This is a genomic window from Aeromonas caviae (genome assembly GCF_000819785.1).
GTDB classification, from domain to species: Bacteria; Pseudomonadota; Gammaproteobacteria; order Enterobacterales; family Aeromonadaceae; genus Aeromonas; species Aeromonas caviae.
This window is the reverse complement of sequence record NZ_CDBK01000041.1, coordinates 93,967-114,982: the sequence shown is the minus strand read 5'-3', so window position 1 is coordinate 114,982 and position 21,016 is coordinate 93,967. Positions and strand designations below refer to the sequence as shown.

The window sequence follows — 21,016 nt, the reverse complement described above, 5'->3', positions numbered from 1 at the left end:
TTATTTCATGGCACCAAAATATGGTGCCCAGAGACGGAATCGAACCGCCGACACGGGGATTTTCAATCCCCTGCTCTACCGACTGAGCTATCTGGGCGTGGGCGCTATTAAACGGATTTTAGGGCAGGTGGTCAACGGGAAATTTCACTTTTCGTCTCGTTCGTCTCTTTTTTGCGCAGCATCATCCATTTTCATCACTTCTGCTGGCGGGACCGCTCCCCGGCGCCCCCAGAGGCGGGACTCCTCCCCCTTGAGCAGGCGGGTAATGTTCTCGTGATGACGGATCAGGATGAGACAGGAGAGCAGGGAGACCGGCAACGTGTATTCCGGTTTGAGCAGATAGGTAAAGAGCGGAGTCAGCAACACGGTCACGATGGACGCCAGTGACGAATAGCCGCTCACCAGCAGCACCAGCAACCAGGTGGTGATGACGGCGCCCCCCATGGCAAAGCCGATGGGCAGCATGGTACCGAGGGCGGTAGCGACGCCCTTGCCGCCACGGAAGTGGAAGAAGAGGGGGTACATGTGGCCCAGACAGGCGGCCACCCCGATAAAGCCGAGGTAGACGGGCTTGATCTGCAGATACCAGGCGAGGTAGACGGGGGCCATCCCCTTGAGCACGTCGAGAAGCAGTACGATCAGCGCCGCCATCCGGCCGCCGAGGCGCAACACATTGGTCGCCCCCGGGTTGTGGGAACCATGGTCACGGGGATCCGGCAGACCCGTGATGCGGGAAACCAGCACGGCACTGGACAGCGAGCCGCCCAGATAGGCCAGAATAATCATCAAAATCGTCAGGGCCGTCATCTTGGTCGTTTTTACCACGATATGAATGGGGTATGATGCGGGCCACATTCCCAGGCCCGGGCTTGCCCGAAAGCGTGTCGCCCAAACCGGCCGCCAGCGGCAATCTGCTTGCCGGGCCTGCATCCCTGCGCTGTTTTCACAGCCCATCAAGAGTAAAGAAGAAGTACTGTCATGGACAAGGTGTTTATTCGCGGACTCGAGGTTTTGACCACCATCGGGGTATATGAGTGGGAGAAGGGCATTCGCCAGAAGCTCTGTTTCGACCTCGAGATGGGGTTTGACAATCGCCCAGCCGCCGCAACCGACGATATCAATCTGGCGCTGGATTACGCCACCCTCTCTCGCAAGATCTGTGATCACGCCCAGGGCAAGATAGTGGAGCTGGTCGAGACCATGGCCGAGCAGGTCGCCGCCCTGGTGCTGGAAGACGAGCGGGTACAGTGGGTCAAGGTGACCCTGACCAAACCGGGTGCCGTGCCCAATGCGGCAGGTGTCGGGGTCGAGATCCTGCGCCATCGCACGCCGGCTGCGAGCGCCAACTGATGACCCGCATCTATATCAGTCTGGGATCCAACATCGATCGGGAACGCCATATCCGCGCCGGCCTCGATGCCCTGCACGCCGAATTCGGCGAGTTGCAGGTCTCCCGGGTATTCGAGAGCGAGGCAGTGGGCTTCAACGGCCGCCCCTTCTACAACCTGGTGGTGGGTGCCGATACCGAGCTGCCCCTGGCGACCCTGTGCCAGCGGCTGCGCGCCATGGAGTTCGCTCACGGCCGCGAGCCGGATGCCAAGAAGTTCGCCCCGCGCACCCTGGATCTCGATCTGCTGCTCTACGGCGAGCTGGTCTGCGAGACGCCGCTGGTGCTGCCCCGCGGCGAGATCCTCACCAACGCCTTCGTGCTCTGGCCGCTGGCGGAGCTGGCTCCCACATTCCGCCATCCCATCGATGGTCGCACCATCGGTGAGCTGTGGGCAGGTTACGACAAAGCCTCCCAGCGCCTTGACCCCATTCCCTTCCACTGGGAAGCGGGCGAATTGCAGCATCACTGAACGACAAGGGCACCCTCGGGTGCCCTTGTTGATGACTCCGCTGATGACGGATAAGAAACGGTGATTGGGCCTGCGCCGGTGCAAGTGGCAGGATGACCGCCATCACAGGAGAACCCCATGCCACTCGATGCCATTCACGACTTCAACCGTCAGTTGCTCACCGACCTGCCCCACCAGCACTTCGAGCACGAACCCATCCTCGATTACGCCACTGACGAGCGGGTCAAGGCTCGCCTCGGCTGGCAGGCCGAGTTCAGCAAGACCCTTTTCCTCAAATTCAAGGATGGTCGCTTCGCCCTGCTGCTGACCCACAGGGACGGCCGGCTCGACAGCAAGGCGGTCAAGGCGGCGCTCGGTGCCAAACCCTCCATCTGCACCGCCGACGAGATGCAGACCGAGATTGGCTGCCTGCCGGGAGCCGTCTGCCCCTTCCTGCCCCGCGCCGACATCCCCCTGCTGGTGGATCCCGTGCTCATGAATCACCACGCCTTTACCTGGACGCCGGGCCACCCCGAGCAGACTTTCCTGCTGGAGACCACCCACCTGGCCGGACTGCTGGCCCGATTGCCCTGCGACGTGAGCTACCTGCCCGCCCCCTGAGCCTGGGACTCAGCGCTTTTCCCGCGCCAGCTGGGCGAAGATCAGCGCCGCCAGCATGGACATCAGGCCGATGCACAGATAGGTGAGGTGGAACCCCTCCAGCCAGCGGCCACTCTCCTCGGGCTGGCCGATGGAGAAGAGCCCCAGCAGGCTGGCGGCGATGGCCACCCCCAGGCTCATGGAGAGCTGCATCACCACCGACAGCAGACCGTTGCCGCTGCTGGCGTGCTCGCTGCTGAGATCCTGCAGGGTCAGGGTGTTCATGGCGGAAAATTGCAGGGAGTTGATGGCACCAAAGACCGCCAGCCACACCAGCAGTACGCCGTGGGGCACCTGGTTGTCGATGAAATAGAAGCTCGCGATCATGGCCCCGAGCGCCAGGGTGTTGCCGATGAGGATGCGGCGATAACCGATGCGCGGAATGAGCTTGTTCACCAGCGTCTTGGTCAGCATGGCGCCGATCACCGTGGGGATCATGGTCATCCCCGCCTTGCTCGGGGAGAAGCCGAGCCCCAGTTGCAGGAAGAGCGGGGTGAGAAACGGCATGGCGCCGCTGCCGAGGCGGGCAAACAGATTGCCCCAGATACCGATGGCGAAGGTGGACGTCTTGAACAGCGCCAGACTGAACAGGGGCTGCTCCGCCGTGGCGGCATAGAGCCAGTAGCTCGCCATGGCGGCCAGACCGAACAATACCGCAAACAGGGCCCAGCCGGTTGAGATGCTGTGCTCCCCCAGGCCTTGCAGACCGACGGATACCAGCACCATGCCGGCACTGAACAGCACAAACCCCTGCCAGTCAAACCTGGCGGTGTGCTGGCGCAGGTCGGGCATGAAGTGCCAGCTCGCCACGAAGCCGAGCAAGCCCACCGGCAGGTTGATGAGGAAGACCCAGTGCCAGCTCGCCACCTCCACCAGCCAGCCCCCCAGGGCCGGGCCGATGAGGGGGCCGAGCAGACCGGGGATGGTGACGAACGACATCACCCTCAGCAGCTCATGCTTGCTGTAGACCCGCAGCACCGCCAGACGCCCGATAGGCATCAGCAAGGCCCCCCCGACCCCTTGCAACACCCGGGCTATCACCAGCATGGGCAGGGTGTTGGCGATGGCACAGGCCAGGGAACCCAGGGTAAACAGCAGGATGGCGACCAGATAGACCCGGCGGGTGCCGAATCTGTCCGCCAGCCAGCCGGAGGCGGGAATGAGCAGGGCCACCGTCAGCATGTAGGCGATGATGACGGACTGCATCTGCAGCGGACTCTCGCCCAGGGCCTCGGCCATGCTGGGCAGGGCGGTGTTGAGGATGGTGCCATCCAGGGTCTGCATGAAAAAACCGACCGCCGTCAGCCAGGGCAGCCATTTGCGCTGGGCGGGCGTCACCATCGGGGAGCTGTCAGGCATGATTCTGTCTCTCCTCATCACATAAGAAAAGACCCGCACGAGCGCGGGTCATATCAGCATATCAGGCATCCGGCTGGCCGAGCATGGCCTTGAGGTGCTCTTCCAGGCTGGGTTCGGGGGCCTTGAGGGTCGAGAGGAACAACTGCTCTATACCTACCCTGTCCTGGCTCTTCACGATGAACACCAGCCGGGACTGGGCCTTGCCTTCGGGCCACTCCCCCAGCGCCTGCAACGGATAGAGCTGGCCGTGCACGCCGTGGATCACCACTGGCTGGCTCTCCCCTTCCAGTTGCAATATCCCCTTGAGGCGCAGCAGGGCATCGCCGTATTGTGCCTGCACCGCGTCGATGGCGGCCAGCAGGCGGGAAGGCTTGAGCGGCTCGCCGATGCGCAGGGAGAAACTTTCGATATTGCCGTGCTCGAAGCGGGTGGGCGCTGCCGTCCCCACCTTGGCGGCAAACGGCGTCATCTTCGGCTGCATGGGCGAAGCCAGCCCCTGTTTCGGGGATTCGGTACGCAGCCAGGCCAGCAACTGGCGCACGTCGCGCCCCGCCGCCTCGTTGTAGGCGCCGAGCTTCTCCAGCACCGCGGGCGAGAGCACCCCATTGCTGACCCGCTGGATGGGGGCTGCCGGATTGAGGGCCGCCAGTTGGGCTTCCACCCGCGCAAGGGTCTCTTCATCCACCAGATCGCCCTTGCTCACCACCAGCAGATCCGCCAGCGCCACCTGTTTGACCGCCTCATATTGAGCCGCAAGCTGCTGCTCGATATGGCCGGCATCCACCACGGTGACGGTGCCATCGAAGCGGTAGCGCTGGGCGATAAAGCCCTCTTCCCTCAACGTGAACAGCACAGGGGCCGGATCGGCCAGACCCGTGGTCTCGATGATCAGCCGTTTGAAGGGTTTGATTTTGCGCTGGATGGCCTTCATGAAGAGCCCCTGCAGCGCCTCCACCAGGGAGCCCTGCACCGAGCAGCAGATGCAGCCGGAATCGAGCAGCACCACCTGCTCGTCCACCTGCTGTACCAGATGGTGATCCAGCCCCACGGAGCCGAACTCGTTGATGAGCACGGCGCACTCCCCGAGCTCGGGCTGCTTGACCCAGTGGTTGAGCAAGGTGGTCTTGCCGCTGCCGAGAAAACCGGTCAGCAGGGTCACGGGGATGCGGGTGTCTTGCATGTCTGTCATCGGGTTGCCCCCCCTCTGATCGGCAGGAGGATGAGTAAGCGAGTGTCTTGCATATCGGTCATGTCAGATCCTTACCGGTTGGCGAACAGGTCGCCGAGCCAGCGGTTTTCGAAACGGCCATGGGGGTCAAGCTCCCGCTTCAGTGCCAGGAAGTCGTGCCAGCGCGGCAACAGGGCCGGGAAGTCATAGAGGTCCATCGCCAGGTGCTTGCCGAAATGGGGAATGCCGCCAAGCGGCACCAGCAGTTGCTGCAACTCGCGCATCTGCTCCATGGAGCCCCCGACAAAGGTCCCGTCCGCCGCCAGATAGACCAGAAAACCTATCCAGCACACCGACTTGTCATGGGCGGCACTGAGCCAGGCCACGGAGGGACCGGTGCAGCGCAGGATGAAGGGGTAGTGCAGCACGCCGGGGTTCGCCTCCTGCCATGCCTGCAGGATTTCAAGGGCCTCCCCCATGCGTTCGAGGGGCACGGCCACCTCGCAGTTGATCTGGGGTGCAGGGATCCCCTTGCAGAGGATCTGGTAGACGTTGCCCACCAGATCCGAGGCGTCCTTGAAGCGGCGTACCGTCTCGAAGTGCTCGCCTGCCCTGGCCTCGTCCTTGGTGTCTCTGGCCATCTTCTGCAGGGTTGCGTCTATGGTGGCATTGAGCGCCAGGTTCATGCGCTCGTCCATGTCTCCCTCCAGCACCAGCGGCTCGCTGCCCCCGGCCCGGTAGCGGGCCACCTCGTCATCGGAGGCGGGATCCACCAGCCAGATGTGGCTCTCGCCGGTCCAGGCGAACCACCAGCTCTTCACGAAGGCGTGCTCCCGGTTGAGGCGCTCGTTGTGTTCCAGCAGGAAGGGGTAGTCGGTGGTGAACTTGGTGCAGCGCATGATGCGGTTGGGCACGGTGTTGAGGGTCACATCCAGCAGGATGCCGAGCATCCCCATGCCCATCACGAAGGCGCCGAAGCGCGGGTCGGATCGATCAACCCGGATGATCTCGCCATTGGCCAGCATCACCGTCATCGCCTCTACCGCATCGCACAGGGCGGACTGGTGCAATCCCTGCCCATGGGTGCCGGTGCTGAGCGCACCGCCCAGGGTCTGGATGCCGATGACGCCGGGGGATGCCGGCAGCATGCGATCCATGGCGATGAGATCGGCATAGACGGTATCAAGCGGCGTCCCCGCCAGGTAGGTCACCGTATCGGCAGTCTTGTCCAGCTGGCCGCGCAGGTGGTGCAGGTCCACCAGCAGCGCCTGGCTGCCTTCGGCGTAGACGCTGTGGATGGGTTCGAAAGAGAGGCCGGAGCCGATGAGCCGCAGCTTGCGCTCGGGATATTCCCGCAGCAGTTGCTGCAGCTCGTCACGGGTCGTCGGGCGCCACACCTGATCAAGGGCGCCGAGGGGGTTGGTTCTGGACCAGTTGAACAGCACCTCCCGATTGCCAATCGCCTTGATGCTGTGAAATGCCTGGAACCTGACCGTCATACCGCGCCTCATCTGACTTCAAAATGAGCGCCAATTCTACCGAAAAGTGGCTGCCAAGGCATGAAAAACAAGACCCTACAGTCGGGGGTGGATAGGGGGAGCGCCCCTCCCCGCCTCAGCGCGTTTGCTGGGTCAATGCCAGCAACATGCCGAATCCCACCAGCAGGCCCCCGAACACCCGATCGAGCCAGTGGCGTACCGCCAGCAGTCGGTCCCGCACCGCAGGGGTGGAGAAGAAGAGCGCCACCGCACCAAACCAGAGGGCGTGCGCCAGCGCGATGAAGGCGCCATAGCCGATCTGGACCGCCAGCGGCGTCTGCGGCTGCACCACCTGCATGAAGAGGCTGACGATGAAGATGGTCGTCTTGGGATTGAGCACATTGGTCAGAAATCCGGTGCGCAGCGCCCCCAGGCTGGAGAGGGCAGGCTGACAGATGCTCTCTTCATCGGCAGCCGGTTTGGCCCGCAGCATCTTGATGCCGAGGAAGATGAGATAGGCGGCCCCTGCCAGCTTGATGAGGTTGAACAGCCAGAGGGATTGCTGGATCAGCAAGCCCACCCCCAGCAGGGTGTAGGTCACGTGCACGCAGACCCCGGCCGCGATGCCGATCGCCGTCAGCACGCCGGTGCGGCGCGAGAGCAGCAGGCTGTTGCGCGACACCATGGCAAAGTCGGGCCCGGGGCTGATGACGGCAAAGAGAGTAATGGCGACAACGGCTAACAGTTCGGTCATGAAAAGAGTCCTGATTAGAGGGGGTATCGGCTATTTTATTTGCCAATAACACCAATAACTAACGATGATTTCTGACATGAATGGTGAAAAAAACTCACAAAAAACCCTCTCGCTTCCCTCCCTCACCGCCCTGCGCTGTTTCGAGGTGGCGGCCCGCACCGAGCATTTCGGCCGCGCCGCCGACGAACTGCATCTCACCCATGGCGCCATCAGCCGGGCGGTACGACTGCTCGAGGAGGATCTGGGGGTCATGCTGTTCGAGCGGCGCCAGCGCCGGGTCTTTCTGACCGACGCGGGTGAACGGTTCTATCAGGCGGTCAGAGAGGGGCTGGGCAGCATCCGCCAGACGGCGCAAGCCCTGCGCCAGCAGAGCCGTCCCCAGTCGCTGGTGCTCTCCTGCGAACCCACCCTGCTGATGCGCTGGCTGATCCCGCGCTGGCCCGCCTTTCAGGCCCTGCACCCCGAGCTGGACGTTCACCTGATGGCGGGGGGCGGCGCCCTCAGCTTTGGCAGCGGCATCGATCTCGCCATCCGGCGCAACGACTTCGACTGGCCCGAGGATCTGCACAGCCAGCTGCTGTTCGAGGAGCTGACCGGACCTGTCTGTCAGCCGGGCAAGGTGGCGCAGTTTTTTGAACCCAGGGGGGATGTGCAGGCCCTCAGACCAACGGCCCCCCGCCTGCACACCAAGACCCGTCCGGGCGCCTGGTTGGAGTGGCAGCAGCACGCAGGCATGCCCGCCGACGAGGAGGTGCCGGGTCAGACCTTCGAGCACTTCTATTTCAGCCTGCAGGCGGCAGTCGCCGGGCTGGGAGTCGCCATCGGCCCTTACCGGCAGGTGTGCGACGATATCGAGGCCGGTCTGCTGGTGGCACCGCTCGGCTTCGTCCCCGACGGCACCGGCTATCACCTGCTCGCCCCCGCCCCTCCCGAACCCGGCAGCCCCCACGACATCCTGGTGAACTGGCTGCACAGCCTGGTGGGCGCGGCCTAGCCCTGGGCGGTGCGCCCGGCGGCGACCTGTATCTCTCCCGCCGTCAGCTCCCGGCAGAACTGGCGTATCGGCATGGGGCGGGCAAACAGGTATCCCTGCAGATACTGGACCCCCTTGCCTCTCAGATAGGCGGCCTGCTGCTCCGTCTCCACCCCTTCGGCCACCAGGGACAACCCCAGCCGTCCCCCGAGGTCGATGACGTTGTCCACGATGTGCTCGGAGAGGGACTCCGTCCCGATACGGCCGATGAAGGAGCGGTCGATCTTGAGATAGTCCACGTGGAATTGCTGCAGATAGATGAGGCTGGAGTGGCCGGTGCCAAAGTCATCGATGGCGAGCTGCACCCCCATCTCGTCGAGCTGGCGAAACAGGGAGAGGGTCTGCGGGCTGGTCACCAGCAGCTCCCGCTCCGTGAGCTCCAGCACCAGCACCACCCGTCCCGGCACGAAGTGGCCGAGGAAGTCGCGGCACTCCGCCACCAGGGAGAGGTCCCGGCAGTGGATGGCACTGATGTTGAAGCTGATGTGAAATGCCTCGGGCAGCTGCTCCTGTACCGGGTGGAGTGTCTTGGCCACCGTCTTCATCAGGTTGACCGTCATGGGCACGATCAGGCCAGACTCTTCCGCCTGGGGGATGAAGAGATCGGGGCGGATCAGCCCCTCGGTGGCATGTTGCCAGCGCATCAGTACCTCGGCCCCCACCATCTTGCCGCCCTTGCTGGCGATCAGCGGTTGCAGATAGGGGACAAATTCCCTGGCTCGCAGCCCGCGCCTCAGCTCGTCCGCCAGGGCCCCAGGCCGCCCAAGCAGCCACCACACCAGCAGTGAGAGCACCAGCGAACTGGCTCCCAGCCAGATCAGTTGCAGATGGCGAGCCTCCCACAGGGCACGCCAGTAGATCGGCATGGCATAACCGGCGTGGATGGTGAAGGGGTAACGCTGGGAGGCGAGTATCAGGGCAAACTTGCTGTGCAGTTTCGGCGGATCGCTTTGGAAGTGGCCGGACTCATCGAGCCAGGCGGACCCCACCTGCAAGAACAGCTCGCTGGGATCGCTGCTCAGGGTGAGCATGAAACTGAGCTGGCTGCTGTCAATGGCGCTCAGTGCCGCATCACGCCCCCGCTCCTGACGCACCACCAGCAAGGGGTGATTCTTGCGCACCAGGTTGCCGCTCATCAGCAGCAACTTGCGATCCGTGTAGCGGGAGCCGTCATCCACTTCCCTGGCAGGCCCGAACAGCGAGGTGCAGTTGATGATCCCCTGTCGCACCAGATTGATGGAGCGCAGGAACGGCTCCAGCGCCACCCGCTTGCGCAGCAGCAACAGGTTGTCGCTGCAAGGTCGACCGGCCAGCGGCAATACCTCGAGGTTGGCCCGCTCGGCCTGATCCAGCATGCGCTCCAGCAAGGTTCTGGCCTTGCTGGCTGACGCACTGGCATCGTTCTTCAGCTCCTGCTCGTAGCTGTCGTGCACCATCCACCCTCCCACCACCAGGGGCAGGGCCAACACCAGCAGGGCACAACCAAGGCGCCACTTCATGCGGGCCAGATCAATCCGGAACAGAAACATAGCAACCACGCCGCAATGCGCGGGCCCGCTTCGCAGGTACCGCGGTATAAAAGTGCCCACCAGGAAACGGTGGGGCCATCATGGCCAGACAACGAAAGCGCAACGCGCATACCAGGCAAATCGACGACGCCGTTGCTGGGCATGGCGGGTCATTATCGCGCAGCCCCCTGAAATGGAAAATGCCGCGTCGAGACGCGGCATTGTTATTTTCAGTGGTCAGACCGGCGAGTCTCAGACCGCTTGCTGCAGGATCACCGCATCGGCCTTCTTGGTGTAGGAGGCGATCTCGTTGAAGTTCAGGTAGCGGTAGGTGTCGGCCGCAGTGGCGTCCAGCGCCTTGGCATACTGCAGATACTCTTCCACGGTCGGGATCTTGCCGATGATGGCGGCAACCGCGGCCAGCTCGGCAGAAGCCAGATAGACGTTGGCACCCTTGCCCAGACGGTTCGGGAAGTTGCGGGTGGAGGTGGAGACCACGGAGGCCCCTTCCGCTACCCGCGCCTGGTTGCCCATGCAGAGGGAACAACCGGGTATTTCGATGCGAGCACCGACGCGACCAAAGATGCCGTAGTAGCCCTCTTCGGTCAGCTGATCCTTGTCCATCTTGGTGGGCGGGGCGATCCACATGCGGGTCGGCAGCTCGCCCTGATACTTCTCGAGCAGTTTGCCGGCGGCGCGGAAGTGGCCGATGTTGGTCATGCAAGAACCGATGAACACCTCGTCAATCTTGTCACCTGCCACGTCGCTCAGCAGACGGGCATCGTCCGGATCGTTCGGCGCGCACAGGATCGGCTCCTTGATGGTGGCCAGATCGATCTCGATGATTTCGGCGTACTCGGCATCCTTGTCCGCTTCCATCAGTACCGGGTTGGCCAGCCACTCTTCCATCCCCTTGATGCGGCGGGTGATGGTGCGCACGTCGCCGTAGCCTTCGGAGAGCATCCACTTCAGCATCACGATGTTGGACTTCAGATACTCGATGATCGGCTCTTTATCCAGCTTGATGGTGCAACCGGCGGCGGAGCGCTCGGCGCTGGCGTCCGCCAGCTCGAATGCCTGCTCCACTTTGAGGGTCGGCAGACCTTCGATCTCGAGGATGCGGCCGGAGAAGATGTTCTTCTTGCCCGCTTTCTCGACGGTCAGCAGCCCTTTCTGGATGGCGGCATACGGGATGGCATGGACCAGGTCACGCAGGGTGATACCCGGTTGCAGCTTGCCCTTGAAGCGCACCAGCACGGATTCCGGCATGTCCAGCGGCATCACGCCGGTGGCGGCGGCGAAGGCCACGAGGCCGGAGCCCGCCGGGAAGGAGATGCCGATGGGGAAACGGGTGTGGGAGTCACCACCGGTACCCACGGTATCCGGCAGCAGCATGCGGTTCAGCCAGGAGTGGATGACGCCGTCGCCTGGACGCAAGCTCACACCGCCGCGGTTCATGATGAAGTCCGGCAGGGTGTGGTGGGTCTGCACGTCGATGGGCTTGGGATAAGCGGCGGTGTGGCAGAAGGACTGCATGGTCAGATCGGCGGAGAAGCCGAGGCAGGCCAGGTCTTTCAGCTCGTCGCGTGTCATGGGGCCCGTGGTGTCCTGGGAGCCGACCGTGGTCATCTTGGGTTCGCAGTAGGTGCCCGGGCGAATGCCCTTCACGCCGCACGCCTTGCCCACCATCTTCTGGGCCAGGGTGAAGCCTTTGCCGGTGTCGGCGACAGGCTGCGGACGGCGGAACACGGTGGAGAACGGCAGGCCCAGCGCTTCGCGGGCCTTGTCGGTCAGACCGCGGCCGATGATCAGCGGAATGCGGCCACCGGCGCGCACTTCGTCGATCAGCACCTCGGTCTTCAGTTCGAACCGGGCCAGCACCTCGTCGGTGCCGTGGCGGGTGATCTTGCCCTCATAGGGGAAGATGTCGATGACATCGCCCATCTCCAGTTTGGAGACGTCCACTTCGATGGGCAGGGCGCCGGCATCTTCCATGGTGTTGAAGAAGATCGGGGCAATCTTGCCACCGAGGCAGACGCCGCCGGCACGCTTGTTCGGCACGAACGGAATGTCGTCGCCCATGAACCAGAGCACGGAGTTGGTGGCGGATTTACGGGAAGAGCCGGTACCAACCACGTCACCCACGTAAGCCAGCGGGAAACCTTTCTCTTTCAGGGCATCGATGGTCTTGATGGGGCCGATGACGCCATCCTTGTCCGGGGTGATGCCGGGGCGGGCGTTCTTCAGCATCGCCAGGGCGTGCAGCGGAATGTCCGGGCGGGACCAGGCGTCCGGCGCCGGCGACAGATCGTCGGTATTGGTTTCGCCGGTCACCTTGAAGACGGTGACGGTGATCTTCTCGGCCAGGGCCGGGCGGTTCAGGAACCACTCGGCGTCGGCCCAGGATTGCAGCACCTGCTTGGCGTGAGCATTGCCCGCCTTGGCCTTCTCTTCCACGTCGTGGAAGGAGTCGAACATCAGCAGGGTGTGGGAGAGGCCCTTGGCGGCAAGAGGAGCCAGGGTCGCATCGTCCAGCAGGTCGATCAGCGGCTGGATGTTGTAACCACCCTGCATGGTACCGAGCAGCTCGACGGCTTCGGCGGCAGTCAGGATGGGGGAATGGGCCTCGCCCTTGGCGACGGCGGTGAGGAAGCCGGCTTTCACATAGGCCGCTTCATCAACACCCGGGGGAATGCGGGAGGACAACAGTTCTTTCAGAAAGTCCTGTTCGCCGGCGGGCGGATTCTTGATCAGCTCAACCAGGGCGGCGACCTGCTCTGCGTCCAGAGGTTTGGCAACCACGCCTTCGGCGGCACGTTCTGCGACGTGTTTACGGTATGTTTCAAGCACGACTAATTCCTCTTTGGTCTTTTTTTTGGGGTTCGCCCAAGCTCGCGGCGATCGTCCTTGCGGGACACCCGTAGGGTGCCCCCCACTATATAAGTTTTAACGACTAATTAAAATCCAAACCCTGTGCAGTTATTCATCAAACCAGCATAACCATATAAACCCATTAGGTTTTTTTAGAGTGACAAGCCGCCCACCCAAGGTGAGTTAACAAAAAGGCAGCATTTCGCCCTTATTGGAACGTAGTGCCCAATTGCAGATAGAACATGTCGTGTCCCCCCTCCGCCACGCCATAGCCGAGGAAGATGGGACCGAGGAAACTCTCCACCCCCATATAGAGGGAACCCGAGGTATAGGAGGATTCGATGCTGATGTCCTCTCCCTTGTCCCAGACCCCCCCTTGCTCGAGGGAGCCCCCGAGGAACAGGGGGGCCTTGAAGGCACCGAAGTCGTTGTCCGCCACCCGGTAGATGTAGCGCAATCCGCCGAACAGGCTGTAGCGACCGCTCAACTGGTAATGCTGGAAGCCGGACATGCGGAACAGCCCCCCCAGATCCTGCACGAACAGCGGTACCGTCTCCTGGGAACTTGAGCCGCCCCCTTCCAGCATCAGGTTGAGGCTGTGCCTGTCCCAGGACCAGGGCTTGATCATCACCAGCCGGTAATTCACCCCCTCGGCCTGCTCGGAGGGGCCGTCCGAGGGGTCGAGATCGACGTAGGAGTAGCCCCCCTTGATGTCCCAGTAGACCCCCTGATAGGGGAAGTAGCGGCTGTCGAGGGTATCGTGCTCGAAGCGGATGTAGGGTCCCCAGGCGGAGGCATCGGCATCCGCATTGGTGAGGTTCTGGATCTCCACGCTGCCGATCTTGCCCTCCAGTCCAAGGGAGAAGCGACTCCAGGGCTGGCGATTCCAGCCGACGGCAAGATCCACGCTGGTGAAGCTGTATTCGGAGTCCAGATAGCTGACCCCGGACGACGACCTGCTCTCTTCCGGGAAGAAGACCCGTCGCTGGGTCTTGTCGTAGGCCAGGCTCGTCTCGCCGAAGTAGGTCTGGGAGGGCTCCAGCGGGGTGTAGAAGTCGGTCTTGAGGTGCTTGGCGGTCCCGAGGGACGCCTCGGTCAGCCACTCGCCTCCCCAGTCGTTGACGTTGGTCAGGGTGTAGGACATGCCGACGTTGTAGTTGGAGCTGCTCTCGAAGTCATCGGAGAAACCGAGCTGGAAGTTGAGATAACCCGGCCCCCAGTTCTTCTCGCTGGCGTCCACCACCAGCACGTTCTCCCCGTCCCGCTCCTCCACCTCGTAGGTGATGCGATCGAACGACTCCAGAGCGTAGAGGCGACGGATCCCCGCCTCCAGGCTCTCGTAGGTCTGCACCTTGTCCGGACGCACGTTCAGCATGGCCCGCACCGTGTCGTCGGAGAGGCGCGACTTGTTGATGATCTCCACCTTGTCGATGTAGTAGGCGGGCTGGCCGCTGCGCTCGGCGCGCCGGCTCAGCTTGCCGTTGCGATAGTCGGCGTAGGCGGCGGGCGAGAGAGAGAGCGCATCGAGCCGGGTCGCTGCACTGTTGGCGACCGCCTCCCCGATCTTGATCCCCTCCGGCATCAGGGCGAAGTCGGCGATCCCCATGTTGCCGAACTCGGGGGTCAGCAGGATGTCCCTGGGGCCGAGCAGCGCCTTCTGCTTTTCGGTCCCCACCTGGGTCATGTAGGTGGTGAGCTGATCGATCATGGCCAATCCCGACTTGAGGGACTCCCGGGTACGCAGCTTGGCGCTGATGTCCACCGCGATCACCACGTCGGCCCCCATGGCCTTGGCCACGTCCACCGGCATGTTGTTGACCGTGCCACCGTCGGCCAGGATGCGGCCGTCCCAGTCCACCGGCTTGAGGGCACCGGGAATGGACATGGAGGCCTGCATCGCCTTGGCGAGGCTGCCGTGATCCAGCACGAAGGGGGTCACCGTCTCCATGTCGGTCGCCACCGCGCGATAGGGGATAGGCAGGTTGTCGAAGCTCTTTTGCGCCGGCAGGTTGGAGGTGGCGTGGCGCAGCAGGCTGGCCATGGACTGCCCCTGGAAGAAGCCGTCCGGCAACTGGGTCTGGTCACCGTTGACCCCGATGTCGGTGCGCAGCTGGTACTTCTCGGTCTGCTGCTTCTTGCGCAAGGAGAGCTCGTCGCGCCCCACCTTGTCCTGATAGCCCTTGTTCCAGTCGATGGCCAGCGTCGTGCGCTCCACCTCCTCGGCGCTGAGCCCCATGGCATACATGCCCGCCACATAGGAGCCCATGCTGGTCCCGACGATGATGTCCACCGGGATGTGCTTTGCCTCCAGCACCTTGAGCACCCCGATATGGGCCGACCCCTTGGCCCCGCCGCCGCTCAGTACCAGGGCGATCTTCGGACGATCCATCTTGGTTGCCCCCGGGTTTCTGGCCGAAGGCGCGGGATCATTGGCTCCGGCCGCCGCCATGAACGGCAGGGTCGCCAGCAGGAGCACGAGCAGGTGGGTCCATCCCCGATGAAAGATGCGCATATGAGAGTCCATAAATCCGGTGCGGGTCGAGCGGGCAGGCCGCCAGTCAGGTGCAGCCTACTATAAGTGCAAGCACTTTAACCGCAAGCCGGGGTGCTGGCGAGGGGTCGCCCCGCTTGCGACGATGTCTTGGCAAAATCGGGCGCCAATCCAGTCCAATCCGGGTGTGAGCGCAAACGTTAATCGACAATAAACGCCCCCGCCGCCTCAAGAGCGCGCCAAATCAGCCGCTATTATGAGTTCAACCCTGGTTCACACTTCCGAGTCACCCTTATGTTCGCAAGCCTGACACTGAAACAGAAAATTCTGGCCACCGTCATCCTCGCTGTGGCCCTCTCCTGCCTGCTGGTGGGCTATTTCAGCCAGCGTTCTGCCCAGCAACTGATCGAGAACCGCATGTTCGAGCAGGAGCTGCCCAACCTGACCCAGCGCATCGGCAAGGAGATCGAAAAGGATCTCACCTCGGTCGCCAATGCCGCCAGACAGCTTGCCAACGACCGCTTCGTGCTGGACTGGGTCGAGCGCGGCATGCCAAAAGAGCAGGAGTCCATCCTCATCAACCAGCTCAAGGACATGACGAGCCAGTATGGTCTGGTCACCGCCTCCTTCGCCGATCGCCAGAGTGCCGCCTACTACAACCAGGACGGTTTTCTGCGCATCCTGAACCACGAGCAGGACAACTGGTTCTATGACTACACCAAGAGCCGCCAGGATCTGATGCTCAGCATCTTTCGGGAGAGCAATGGCGAGGTAAAACTGTTCGTCAACTTCCAGCAGCTCGACGGACGCGGCCTCGCCGGCCTCGCCAAATCCCTCGACAGCATGGTCAGCATGCTCGCCAACTTCCGTATCGGCGACAGCGGCTTCGTCTTCATGACAGATGGCAGCGGCAAGGTGAAGCTGCACCCCGACGCCGCCCGCATCGATCGGGACAACCTGACCCAGCTGGCCAGCGGCAGCAGCACCAACCTGCTCAACAAGCAGCCCTTTGCCGCCACCCGTGCCGAGGTCGACGGCCAGCCCGTGATCCTGGCCAGCAGCTACATCCCCCTGCTCGACTGGTATCTGGTGGCCCAGGTGCCGGAGGCCGAAATTTATGCCGAACTGGACAGAGCGCGCCTGCACATAGTGCTGGTCAGCCTGGCCATCGCCGTCGGCATGGGGCTGCTCGGCGTTCTCCTGGCGGGCTCCGTGAGCCGCCCCCTCAACGAACTGGCCCGCCTGTTCCGCGAACTCGGCAGCGGTGATGGCGACCTCACCCATCGCCTCAAGGTCGATGGCCGTGACGAACTGGCCCAGGTGGCGACCGGCTTCAACAACTTTGTCGCCAAGATCCACGGCTCCATCGAACAGGTGGCGAGCAACTCCCGCCAGCTCGCCGCCACCGCCAACGAGGTGGCCGCCAAGGCCCAGCTCACCCAGCACAACTGCACCGCCCAGCGGGATCGCACCGTCCAGGTCGCTACCGCCATCCACGAGATGGGAGCCACCGTCAGCGAGATCGCCGGCAATGCATCCCTGGCAGCCGACGTCGCCAAGCAGGCCAACGAGCAGGCCGATGCTGGGGCCCAGGTCGTCGCCCAGGCCCGTCATGGCATCGTCGGCCTCTCCGGTGAAATCGAACAGGTGGCCGGGGTCATCGAGTCTCTGGCGAGCCAGACCGACTCCATCGGCAGCATCCTCGACACCATCCGCAGCATCTCGGAGCAGACCAACCTGCTGGCTCTCAACGCCGCCATCGAGGCCGCCCGCGCCGGCGAGCAGGGCCGTGGCTTCGCCGTGGTGGCCGACGAGGTGCGCAACCTCGCCAGCCGCTCCGCCGCCTCCACCGCCGAGATCCAGGGCATGATCAACAGCCTCCAGGAGCAGAGCGCCCGCGCCGTCAGCGCCATGGCCCAGGGGCGCAACCAGAGCCTGCGGGTGGTGACCCAGGCCGACGAGGCCAACGGCGCCCTCGACCAGATCACCGGGCACATCACTCAGATCAGCGACATGAACATCCAGGTCGCCACCGCCACCGAAGAGCAGTCCAGCGTGGTCGGGGAGATCAACCGCAACGTGGAGGACATCAACCAGCTCACCATGGAGACCGCCGACATCGCCCACCAGTTGACCGAGTCCAGCCGCAGCCTGCAACAGCTCTCCGGCGAGCTCGACAAGCTGGTCGGCAACTTCCGGTTATAAGATGAAAGGGCGCTGCGGCGCCCTTTTTTCACCGGGTCGACAGGGAATATACCGACCCCCATGACGGCGAACCGTCATGACAAGCCGCTACAGTAGCGACACAGCAACACACCAAGGAGTCAACATGCTGGCAGGCAACCTCACCCTCAAAACCCAACTGATCCTGGCCGTCACCGTGCCCTGTCTCGCCCTGCTGCTGGTTGGCGCCGCCAGTCTGCGCAGCATGGACAACATCAGGCAGCAGGCCGAAGAGCTGTTCCAGAATACCGCCACCCCCATGCGGGCCATGGCGGAAGTGGCCTCCCGCATCCCGCGCATGCGAGTCGGCATCGACATGATGCTGCTGCAGGACACCTCCCTGCGCGACGAAAAGGGGGTGCTGACCCGGGTCAAGGAGACCCGCGAGGAAGACATTCCCGAGATGCGCCAGGCCATGGAGCAGGCCGTCAAGGCCCAGGTCGATCCGGACGCCCGGGCCAGGGCCCAGACCCTGCTCGATCAATTCACCCGGGTGGAGCGGGAGGAGCTGACCCCCATGTTGCAGGCGCTCTCTGACAACAAGATGGACGAGGCACGCGCCATCTACCGGGATCGCTACAGCCAGAGCTACGGGGTCATGCGCAAGGGCGCCAATGAGCTGCTCGACGGGTTGATAGGTCAGGCCCAGCATCGCAACGACCTGAGCGAAAACAGCTATGACAGCGGTCGTACCCAGATGATCGCCATCATCGTCATCGCCATCGCCATCTCGCTGCTCGTCTCGACCCTCATCCTCATCGGGCTGCGCCGCCGGGTATCCTTCCTGCAATCCCATATTGGCGAAGTGGCCCGCCACCTCGCCCTCGACAGCCGCGCCAGTCTCAAAGGCAAGGACGAGCTGGCCGAGATTGCCCACAGCTTCAACCAGTTCGTGACCCGGATCCACGGGGCCATCGTGCAGGTGGCGAGCAACTCGCGCCAGGTGGCCGCCACCGCCAGCGAAGTGGCCGCCAAGGCCCAGCTCACCCAGCACAACTGCACCGCCCAGCGGGATCGCACCGTCCAGGTCGCCACCGCCATCCACGAGATGGGGGCCACCGTCACCGAGATCGCCGGCAATGCGTCTCTCGCCGCCGACGTCGCCAAGCAGGCCAACGAGCAGGCCGATGCGGGGGCCCAGGTCGTCGCCCAGGCTCGTCACGGCATCGTCGGCCTCTCCGGTGAAATCGAACAGGTGGCCGGGGTCATCGAGTCCCTGGCGAGCCAGACCGACTCCATCGGCAGCATCCTCGACACCATCCGCAGCATCTCGGAGCAGACCAACCTGCTGGCCCTCAACGCCGCCATCGAGGCCGCCCGCGCCGGCGAGCAGGGCCGTGGCTTCGCCGTGGTGGCCGACGAGGTGCGCAACCTCGCCAGCCGCTCCGCCGCCTCCACCGCCGAGATCCAGGGCATGATCAACAGCCTCCAGGAGCAGAGCGCCCGCGCCGTCAGCGCCATGGCCCAGGGCCGCAACCAGAGCCTGCGGGTGGTGACCCAGGCCGACGAGGCCAACGGCGCCCTCGACCAGATCACCGGACACATCACCCAGATCAGCGACATGAACATCCAGGTCGCCACCGCCACCGAAGAGCAGTCGAGCGTGGTGGGCGAACTCAACCGCAACGTGGAGGACATCAACCAGCTCACCATGGAGACCGCCGATATCGCCCATCACCTGACCGAGTCAAGCCGCAACCTGCAGCACCTCTCCGGTGAGCTCGACAAGCTGGTCGGCAACTTCCGCCTCTGAGCGTCCGGCACCTCTTCCTGACCCGCACCAGGGCGCTTCGGCGCCCTTCTTCATGACCACGGCAAGCCGTGACGCACGGGGGATACACCGCCTCCCACCGCCCTGCCACATGCCTCATAATCAGGAAAACGCGAGGAGGTATGATGGGCAAGCTGGTCGTGATGATAGTGCTGGGGGGGCTGCTCAGTGCCTGCAGCAGCGGGCCCGTGCGGGTGCACGGGGCCGATGTGAGCGTGGACGATACCCGGATCCGGGTCAGCGACGGGGATCGCGGAGGCGACGGTACCTTCTGCCCACCGGGACAGGCCAAGAAGGGGCGCTGCTGACCGCTGGGTGCCGAAAGACAGACAACAAAAAGCCGCTCCATGGAGCGGCTTTTCTTATGAAACGGGCAGAAGATTATTTTTTCTTCTTGGCCTTGGCGTTCGGCAGGTCGGTGATGGAGCCTTCGAACACTTCGGCAGCCAGACCCACGGACTCGTGCAGAGTCGGGTGAGCATGGATGGTCAGCGCGATATCCTCGGCGTCGGCACCCATCTCGATGGCCAGACCGATTTCACCCAGCAGTTCACCGCCGTTGGTGCCCACGATGGCACCACCGATGACGCGGCCGCTCTCCTTGTCGAAGATCAGTTTGGTCATGCCGTCGGAGCAGTCGGACGCGATGGCGCGACCGGAAGCAGCCCACGGGAAGGTGGCGACTTCGAAGTTCAGCCCTTGTTGCTTGGCTTCCTTCTCGGTCAGACCCACCCAGGCCATCTCAGGCTCGGTATAGGCGATGGACGGGATCACTTTCGGGTCGAAGTAGTGCTTCTTGCCGGCGATGACTTCGGCCGCCACGTGGCCTTCGTGTACACCCTTGTGGGCCAGCATGGGCTGACCGACGATGTCGCCGATGGCGTGGATGTGGGCCACGTTGGTACGCAGCTGCTTGTCGACTTCGATGAAACCGCGCTCGTTGACGGCAACACCGGCCTTCTCGGCATCCAGCATCTTGCCGTTCGGCACACGACCTACGGCAACCAGCACGTTGTCGTAGCGAACCGGCTCGGCCGGGGCGTGCTTGCCTTCGTAGGAGACGTACAGACCGTCTTCACGGGCTTCAACGGCGGTGACCTTGGTCTCCAGCATGATGTTGAATTTCTTGGCGACGCGCTTGGTGTAGATCTTGACGATGTCTTTGTCGGCAGCCGGTACCAGCTGGTCGGCAAATTCCACCACGTCGATCTCGGAACCCAGGGAGGAGTACACGGTACCCATCTCCAGGCCGATGATGCCGCCACCGATGACCAGCAGCTTGCCAGGAACGGTCGTCAGCTCCAGCGCATCGGTAGAGTCCCATACGCGGGGGTCGTCATGGGGGATGAACGGCAGCTTCACCGGACGGGAACCGGCGGCGATGATGGCGTTGTCGAAGGTGACGGTGGTCTTGCCGTCGGCGCCTTCCACTTCCAGGGTGTTCGGGCCGGTGAACTTGCCGAAACCGTTAACAACCTGGACTTTACGCATCTTGGCCATGCCAGCCAGACCGCCGGTCAGCTGGTTGATGACCTTCTCTTTCCACAGGCGCACCTTGTCGATGTCGGTCTGCGGGGCACCGAAGACGATGCCGTGCTCGGCCAGCGCCTTGGCTTCTTCAATGACTTTGGCGACGTGCAGCAGTGCCTTGGACGGGATGCAACCCACGTTCAGGCAGACGCCACCCAGGGTGGAGTAACGCTCGACGATAATGGTATCCAGACCCAAGTCAGCCGCACGGAAGGCAGCGGAATAACCGGCAGGGCCAGCACCCAGTACTACGACCTGGGTTTTGATTTCTTTACTCATCATGACCTCTTTGTCGTTCTTATATCCCCGGACAGCACAGTCTTATGCCAAAC

General features: G+C 63.3%; 16 protein-coding genes and 1 tRNA gene. 7 read left to right on the top strand and 10 right to left on the bottom strand.

The genetic code is table 11. The annotated features are described in order from the left end of the window. Positions 1-21 precede the first annotated feature (21 nt). Together BN1120_RS05850 and plsY are read right to left on the bottom strand one after the other, a co-directional pair. A tRNA-Phe gene (locus tag BN1120_RS05850) sits at positions 22-97 on the bottom strand. Positions 98-144: 47 nt separating this feature from the next. After that, positions 145-807 carry a glycerol-3-phosphate 1-O-acyltransferase PlsY gene (gene plsY / locus BN1120_RS05845; RefSeq protein WP_029314836.1) on the bottom strand — a complete coding sequence of 221 codons (663 nt, stop codon included), beginning with the start codon at positions 805-807 and terminating at the stop codon, positions 145-147. 171 nt (positions 808-978) lie between these two features. Between plsY and folB the strand changes: the two genes are divergently transcribed. From folB to BN1120_RS05830, 3 genes are all read left to right on the top strand, one after another. Further along, complete coding sequence (gene folB, locus BN1120_RS05840; protein ID WP_010675798.1) at positions 979-1,350, top strand: dihydroneopterin aldolase; 372 nt, start codon at positions 979-981, stop codon at positions 1,348-1,350. Further along, positions 1,350-1,859: a 2-amino-4-hydroxy-6-hydroxymethyldihydropteridine diphosphokinase gene (gene folK / locus BN1120_RS05835; RefSeq protein WP_042015126.1), complete on the top strand. Its 510-nt coding sequence runs from the start codon at positions 1,350-1,352 to the stop codon at positions 1,857-1,859. The genes folB and folK overlap by 1 nt, the downstream gene beginning before the upstream one ends. A 117-nt stretch (positions 1,860-1,976) precedes the next feature. Further along, entirely contained in the window at positions 1,977-2,459 is a 483-nt protein-coding gene (locus tag BN1120_RS05830) for a YbaK/EbsC family protein (protein WP_042015124.1), read from the top strand. A gap of 9 nt (positions 2,460-2,468) precedes the next feature. On the opposite strand, the gene mdtD is transcribed toward BN1120_RS05830, so the two are convergent. The 4 genes from mdtD to BN1120_RS05810 form a co-directional block, all read right to left on the bottom strand. Then, a complete protein-coding gene (gene mdtD, locus BN1120_RS05825; RefSeq protein ID WP_042015123.1) occupies positions 2,469-3,857 on the bottom strand; it encodes a multidrug transporter subunit MdtD in 1,389 nt (462 codons plus the stop codon). Between the two features lie 61 nt (positions 3,858-3,918). Continuing rightward, positions 3,919-5,046: a CobW family GTP-binding protein gene (locus BN1120_RS05820; RefSeq protein ID WP_029314837.1), complete on the bottom strand. Its 1,128-nt coding sequence runs from the start codon at positions 5,044-5,046 to the stop codon at positions 3,919-3,921. 71 nt (positions 5,047-5,117) lie between these two features. Continuing rightward, the gene (locus BN1120_RS05815; RefSeq protein ID WP_042015122.1) at positions 5,118-6,524 is read right to left on the bottom strand and encodes a D-arabinono-1,4-lactone oxidase; all 1,407 of its coding nucleotides are present in this window, start codon (positions 6,522-6,524) and stop codon (positions 5,118-5,120) included. Between the two features lie 115 nt (positions 6,525-6,639). Further along, on the bottom strand, positions 6,640-7,257 hold the full coding sequence (locus BN1120_RS05810; protein ID WP_042015120.1) for a LysE family transporter: 618 nt from the start codon (positions 7,255-7,257) through the stop codon (positions 6,640-6,642). Positions 7,258-7,333: 76 nt separating this feature from the next. Here BN1120_RS05810 and BN1120_RS05805 point away from each other — a divergent pair, with 76 nt between their 5' ends. Further along, complete coding sequence (locus tag BN1120_RS05805; RefSeq protein WP_042015118.1) at positions 7,334-8,251, top strand: LysR family transcriptional regulator; 918 nt, start codon at positions 7,334-7,336, stop codon at positions 8,249-8,251. Here the strand turns inward: BN1120_RS05805 and BN1120_RS05800 are convergent. From BN1120_RS05800 to BN1120_RS05790, 3 genes are all read right to left on the bottom strand, one after another. Continuing rightward, positions 8,248-9,819, bottom strand: coding sequence for an EAL domain-containing protein (locus tag BN1120_RS05800; protein ID WP_042015117.1), 1,572 nt, complete (start codon positions 9,817-9,819; stop codon positions 8,248-8,250). The genes BN1120_RS05805 and BN1120_RS05800 overlap by 4 nt on opposite strands. A gap of 231 nt (positions 9,820-10,050) precedes the next feature. Further along, positions 10,051-12,648 (bottom strand): bifunctional aconitate hydratase 2/2-methylisocitrate dehydratase, encoded by a 2,598-nt coding sequence (gene acnB / locus BN1120_RS05795; protein WP_042015115.1) that lies wholly within the window; start codon positions 12,646-12,648, stop codon positions 10,051-10,053. Between the two features lie 229 nt (positions 12,649-12,877). Next, entirely contained in the window at positions 12,878-15,181 is a 2,304-nt protein-coding gene (locus BN1120_RS05790; RefSeq protein ID WP_042015113.1) for a patatin-like phospholipase family protein, read from the bottom strand. Between the two features lie 273 nt (positions 15,182-15,454). Here BN1120_RS05790 and BN1120_RS05785 point away from each other — a divergent pair, with 273 nt between their 5' ends. The 3 genes from BN1120_RS05785 to BN1120_RS05775 all read left to right on the top strand — a co-directional run bounded on the left by BN1120_RS05785 (position 15,455) and on the right by BN1120_RS05775 (position 19,462). After that, the gene (locus tag BN1120_RS05785) at positions 15,455-17,365 is read left to right on the top strand and encodes a methyl-accepting chemotaxis protein (protein ID WP_042015111.1); all 1,911 of its coding nucleotides are present in this window, start codon (positions 15,455-15,457) and stop codon (positions 17,363-17,365) included. 124 nt (positions 17,366-17,489) lie between these two features. Further along, positions 17,490-19,136: a methyl-accepting chemotaxis protein gene (locus tag BN1120_RS05780; RefSeq protein WP_042015110.1), complete on the top strand. Its 1,647-nt coding sequence runs from the start codon at positions 17,490-17,492 to the stop codon at positions 19,134-19,136. A 143-nt stretch (positions 19,137-19,279) separates the two neighbouring features. After that, positions 19,280-19,462 (top strand): hypothetical protein, encoded by a 183-nt coding sequence (locus BN1120_RS05775; RefSeq protein WP_042015109.1) that lies wholly within the window; start codon positions 19,280-19,282, stop codon positions 19,460-19,462. Between the two features lie 73 nt (positions 19,463-19,535). Here BN1120_RS05775 and lpdA read toward each other — a convergent pair whose 3' ends face one another. Then, the gene (lpdA, locus tag BN1120_RS05770; protein ID WP_010675812.1) at positions 19,536-20,963 is read right to left on the bottom strand and encodes a dihydrolipoyl dehydrogenase; all 1,428 of its coding nucleotides are present in this window, start codon (positions 20,961-20,963) and stop codon (positions 19,536-19,538) included. Between the last annotated feature and the right edge of the window lie 53 nt (positions 20,964-21,016).

Excerpts from the sequence above, each read along its gene's own strand:
- plsY (WP_029314836.1), bottom strand. The coding sequence starts at position 807 with ATGACGGCCCTGACGATTTTGATGATTATTCTGGCCTATCTGGGCGGC.
- folB (WP_010675798.1), top strand. The coding sequence starts at position 979 with ATGGACAAGGTGTTTATTCGCGGACTCGAGGTTTTGACCACCATCGGG.
- folK (WP_042015126.1), top strand. The coding sequence starts at position 1,350 with ATGACCCGCATCTATATCAGTCTGGGATCCAACATCGATCGGGAACGC.
- BN1120_RS05830 (WP_042015124.1), top strand. The coding sequence starts at position 1,977 with ATGCCACTCGATGCCATTCACGACTTCAACCGTCAGTTGCTCACCGAC.
- mdtD (WP_042015123.1), bottom strand. The coding sequence starts at position 3,857 with ATGCCTGACAGCTCCCCGATGGTGACGCCCGCCCAGCGCAAATGGCTG.
- BN1120_RS05820 (WP_029314837.1), bottom strand. The coding sequence starts at position 5,046 with ATGACAGACATGCAAGACACCCGCATCCCCGTGACCCTGCTGACCGGT.
- BN1120_RS05815 (WP_042015122.1), bottom strand. The coding sequence starts at position 6,524 with ATGACGGTCAGGTTCCAGGCATTTCACAGCATCAAGGCGATTGGCAAT.
- BN1120_RS05810 (WP_042015120.1), bottom strand. The coding sequence starts at position 7,257 with ATGACCGAACTGTTAGCCGTTGTCGCCATTACTCTCTTTGCCGTCATC.
- BN1120_RS05805 (WP_042015118.1), top strand. The coding sequence starts at position 7,334 with ATGAATGGTGAAAAAAACTCACAAAAAACCCTCTCGCTTCCCTCCCTC.
- BN1120_RS05800 (WP_042015117.1), bottom strand. The coding sequence starts at position 9,819 with ATGTTTCTGTTCCGGATTGATCTGGCCCGCATGAAGTGGCGCCTTGGT.
- BN1120_RS05790 (WP_042015113.1), bottom strand. The coding sequence starts at position 15,181 with ATGCGCATCTTTCATCGGGGATGGACCCACCTGCTCGTGCTCCTGCTG.
- BN1120_RS05785 (WP_042015111.1), top strand. The coding sequence starts at position 15,455 with ATGTTCGCAAGCCTGACACTGAAACAGAAAATTCTGGCCACCGTCATC.
- BN1120_RS05780 (WP_042015110.1), top strand. The coding sequence starts at position 17,490 with ATGCTGGCAGGCAACCTCACCCTCAAAACCCAACTGATCCTGGCCGTC.
- BN1120_RS05775 (WP_042015109.1), top strand. The coding sequence starts at position 19,280 with ATGGGCAAGCTGGTCGTGATGATAGTGCTGGGGGGGCTGCTCAGTGCC.
- lpdA (WP_010675812.1), bottom strand. The coding sequence starts at position 20,963 with ATGAGTAAAGAAATCAAAACCCAGGTCGTAGTACTGGGTGCTGGCCCT.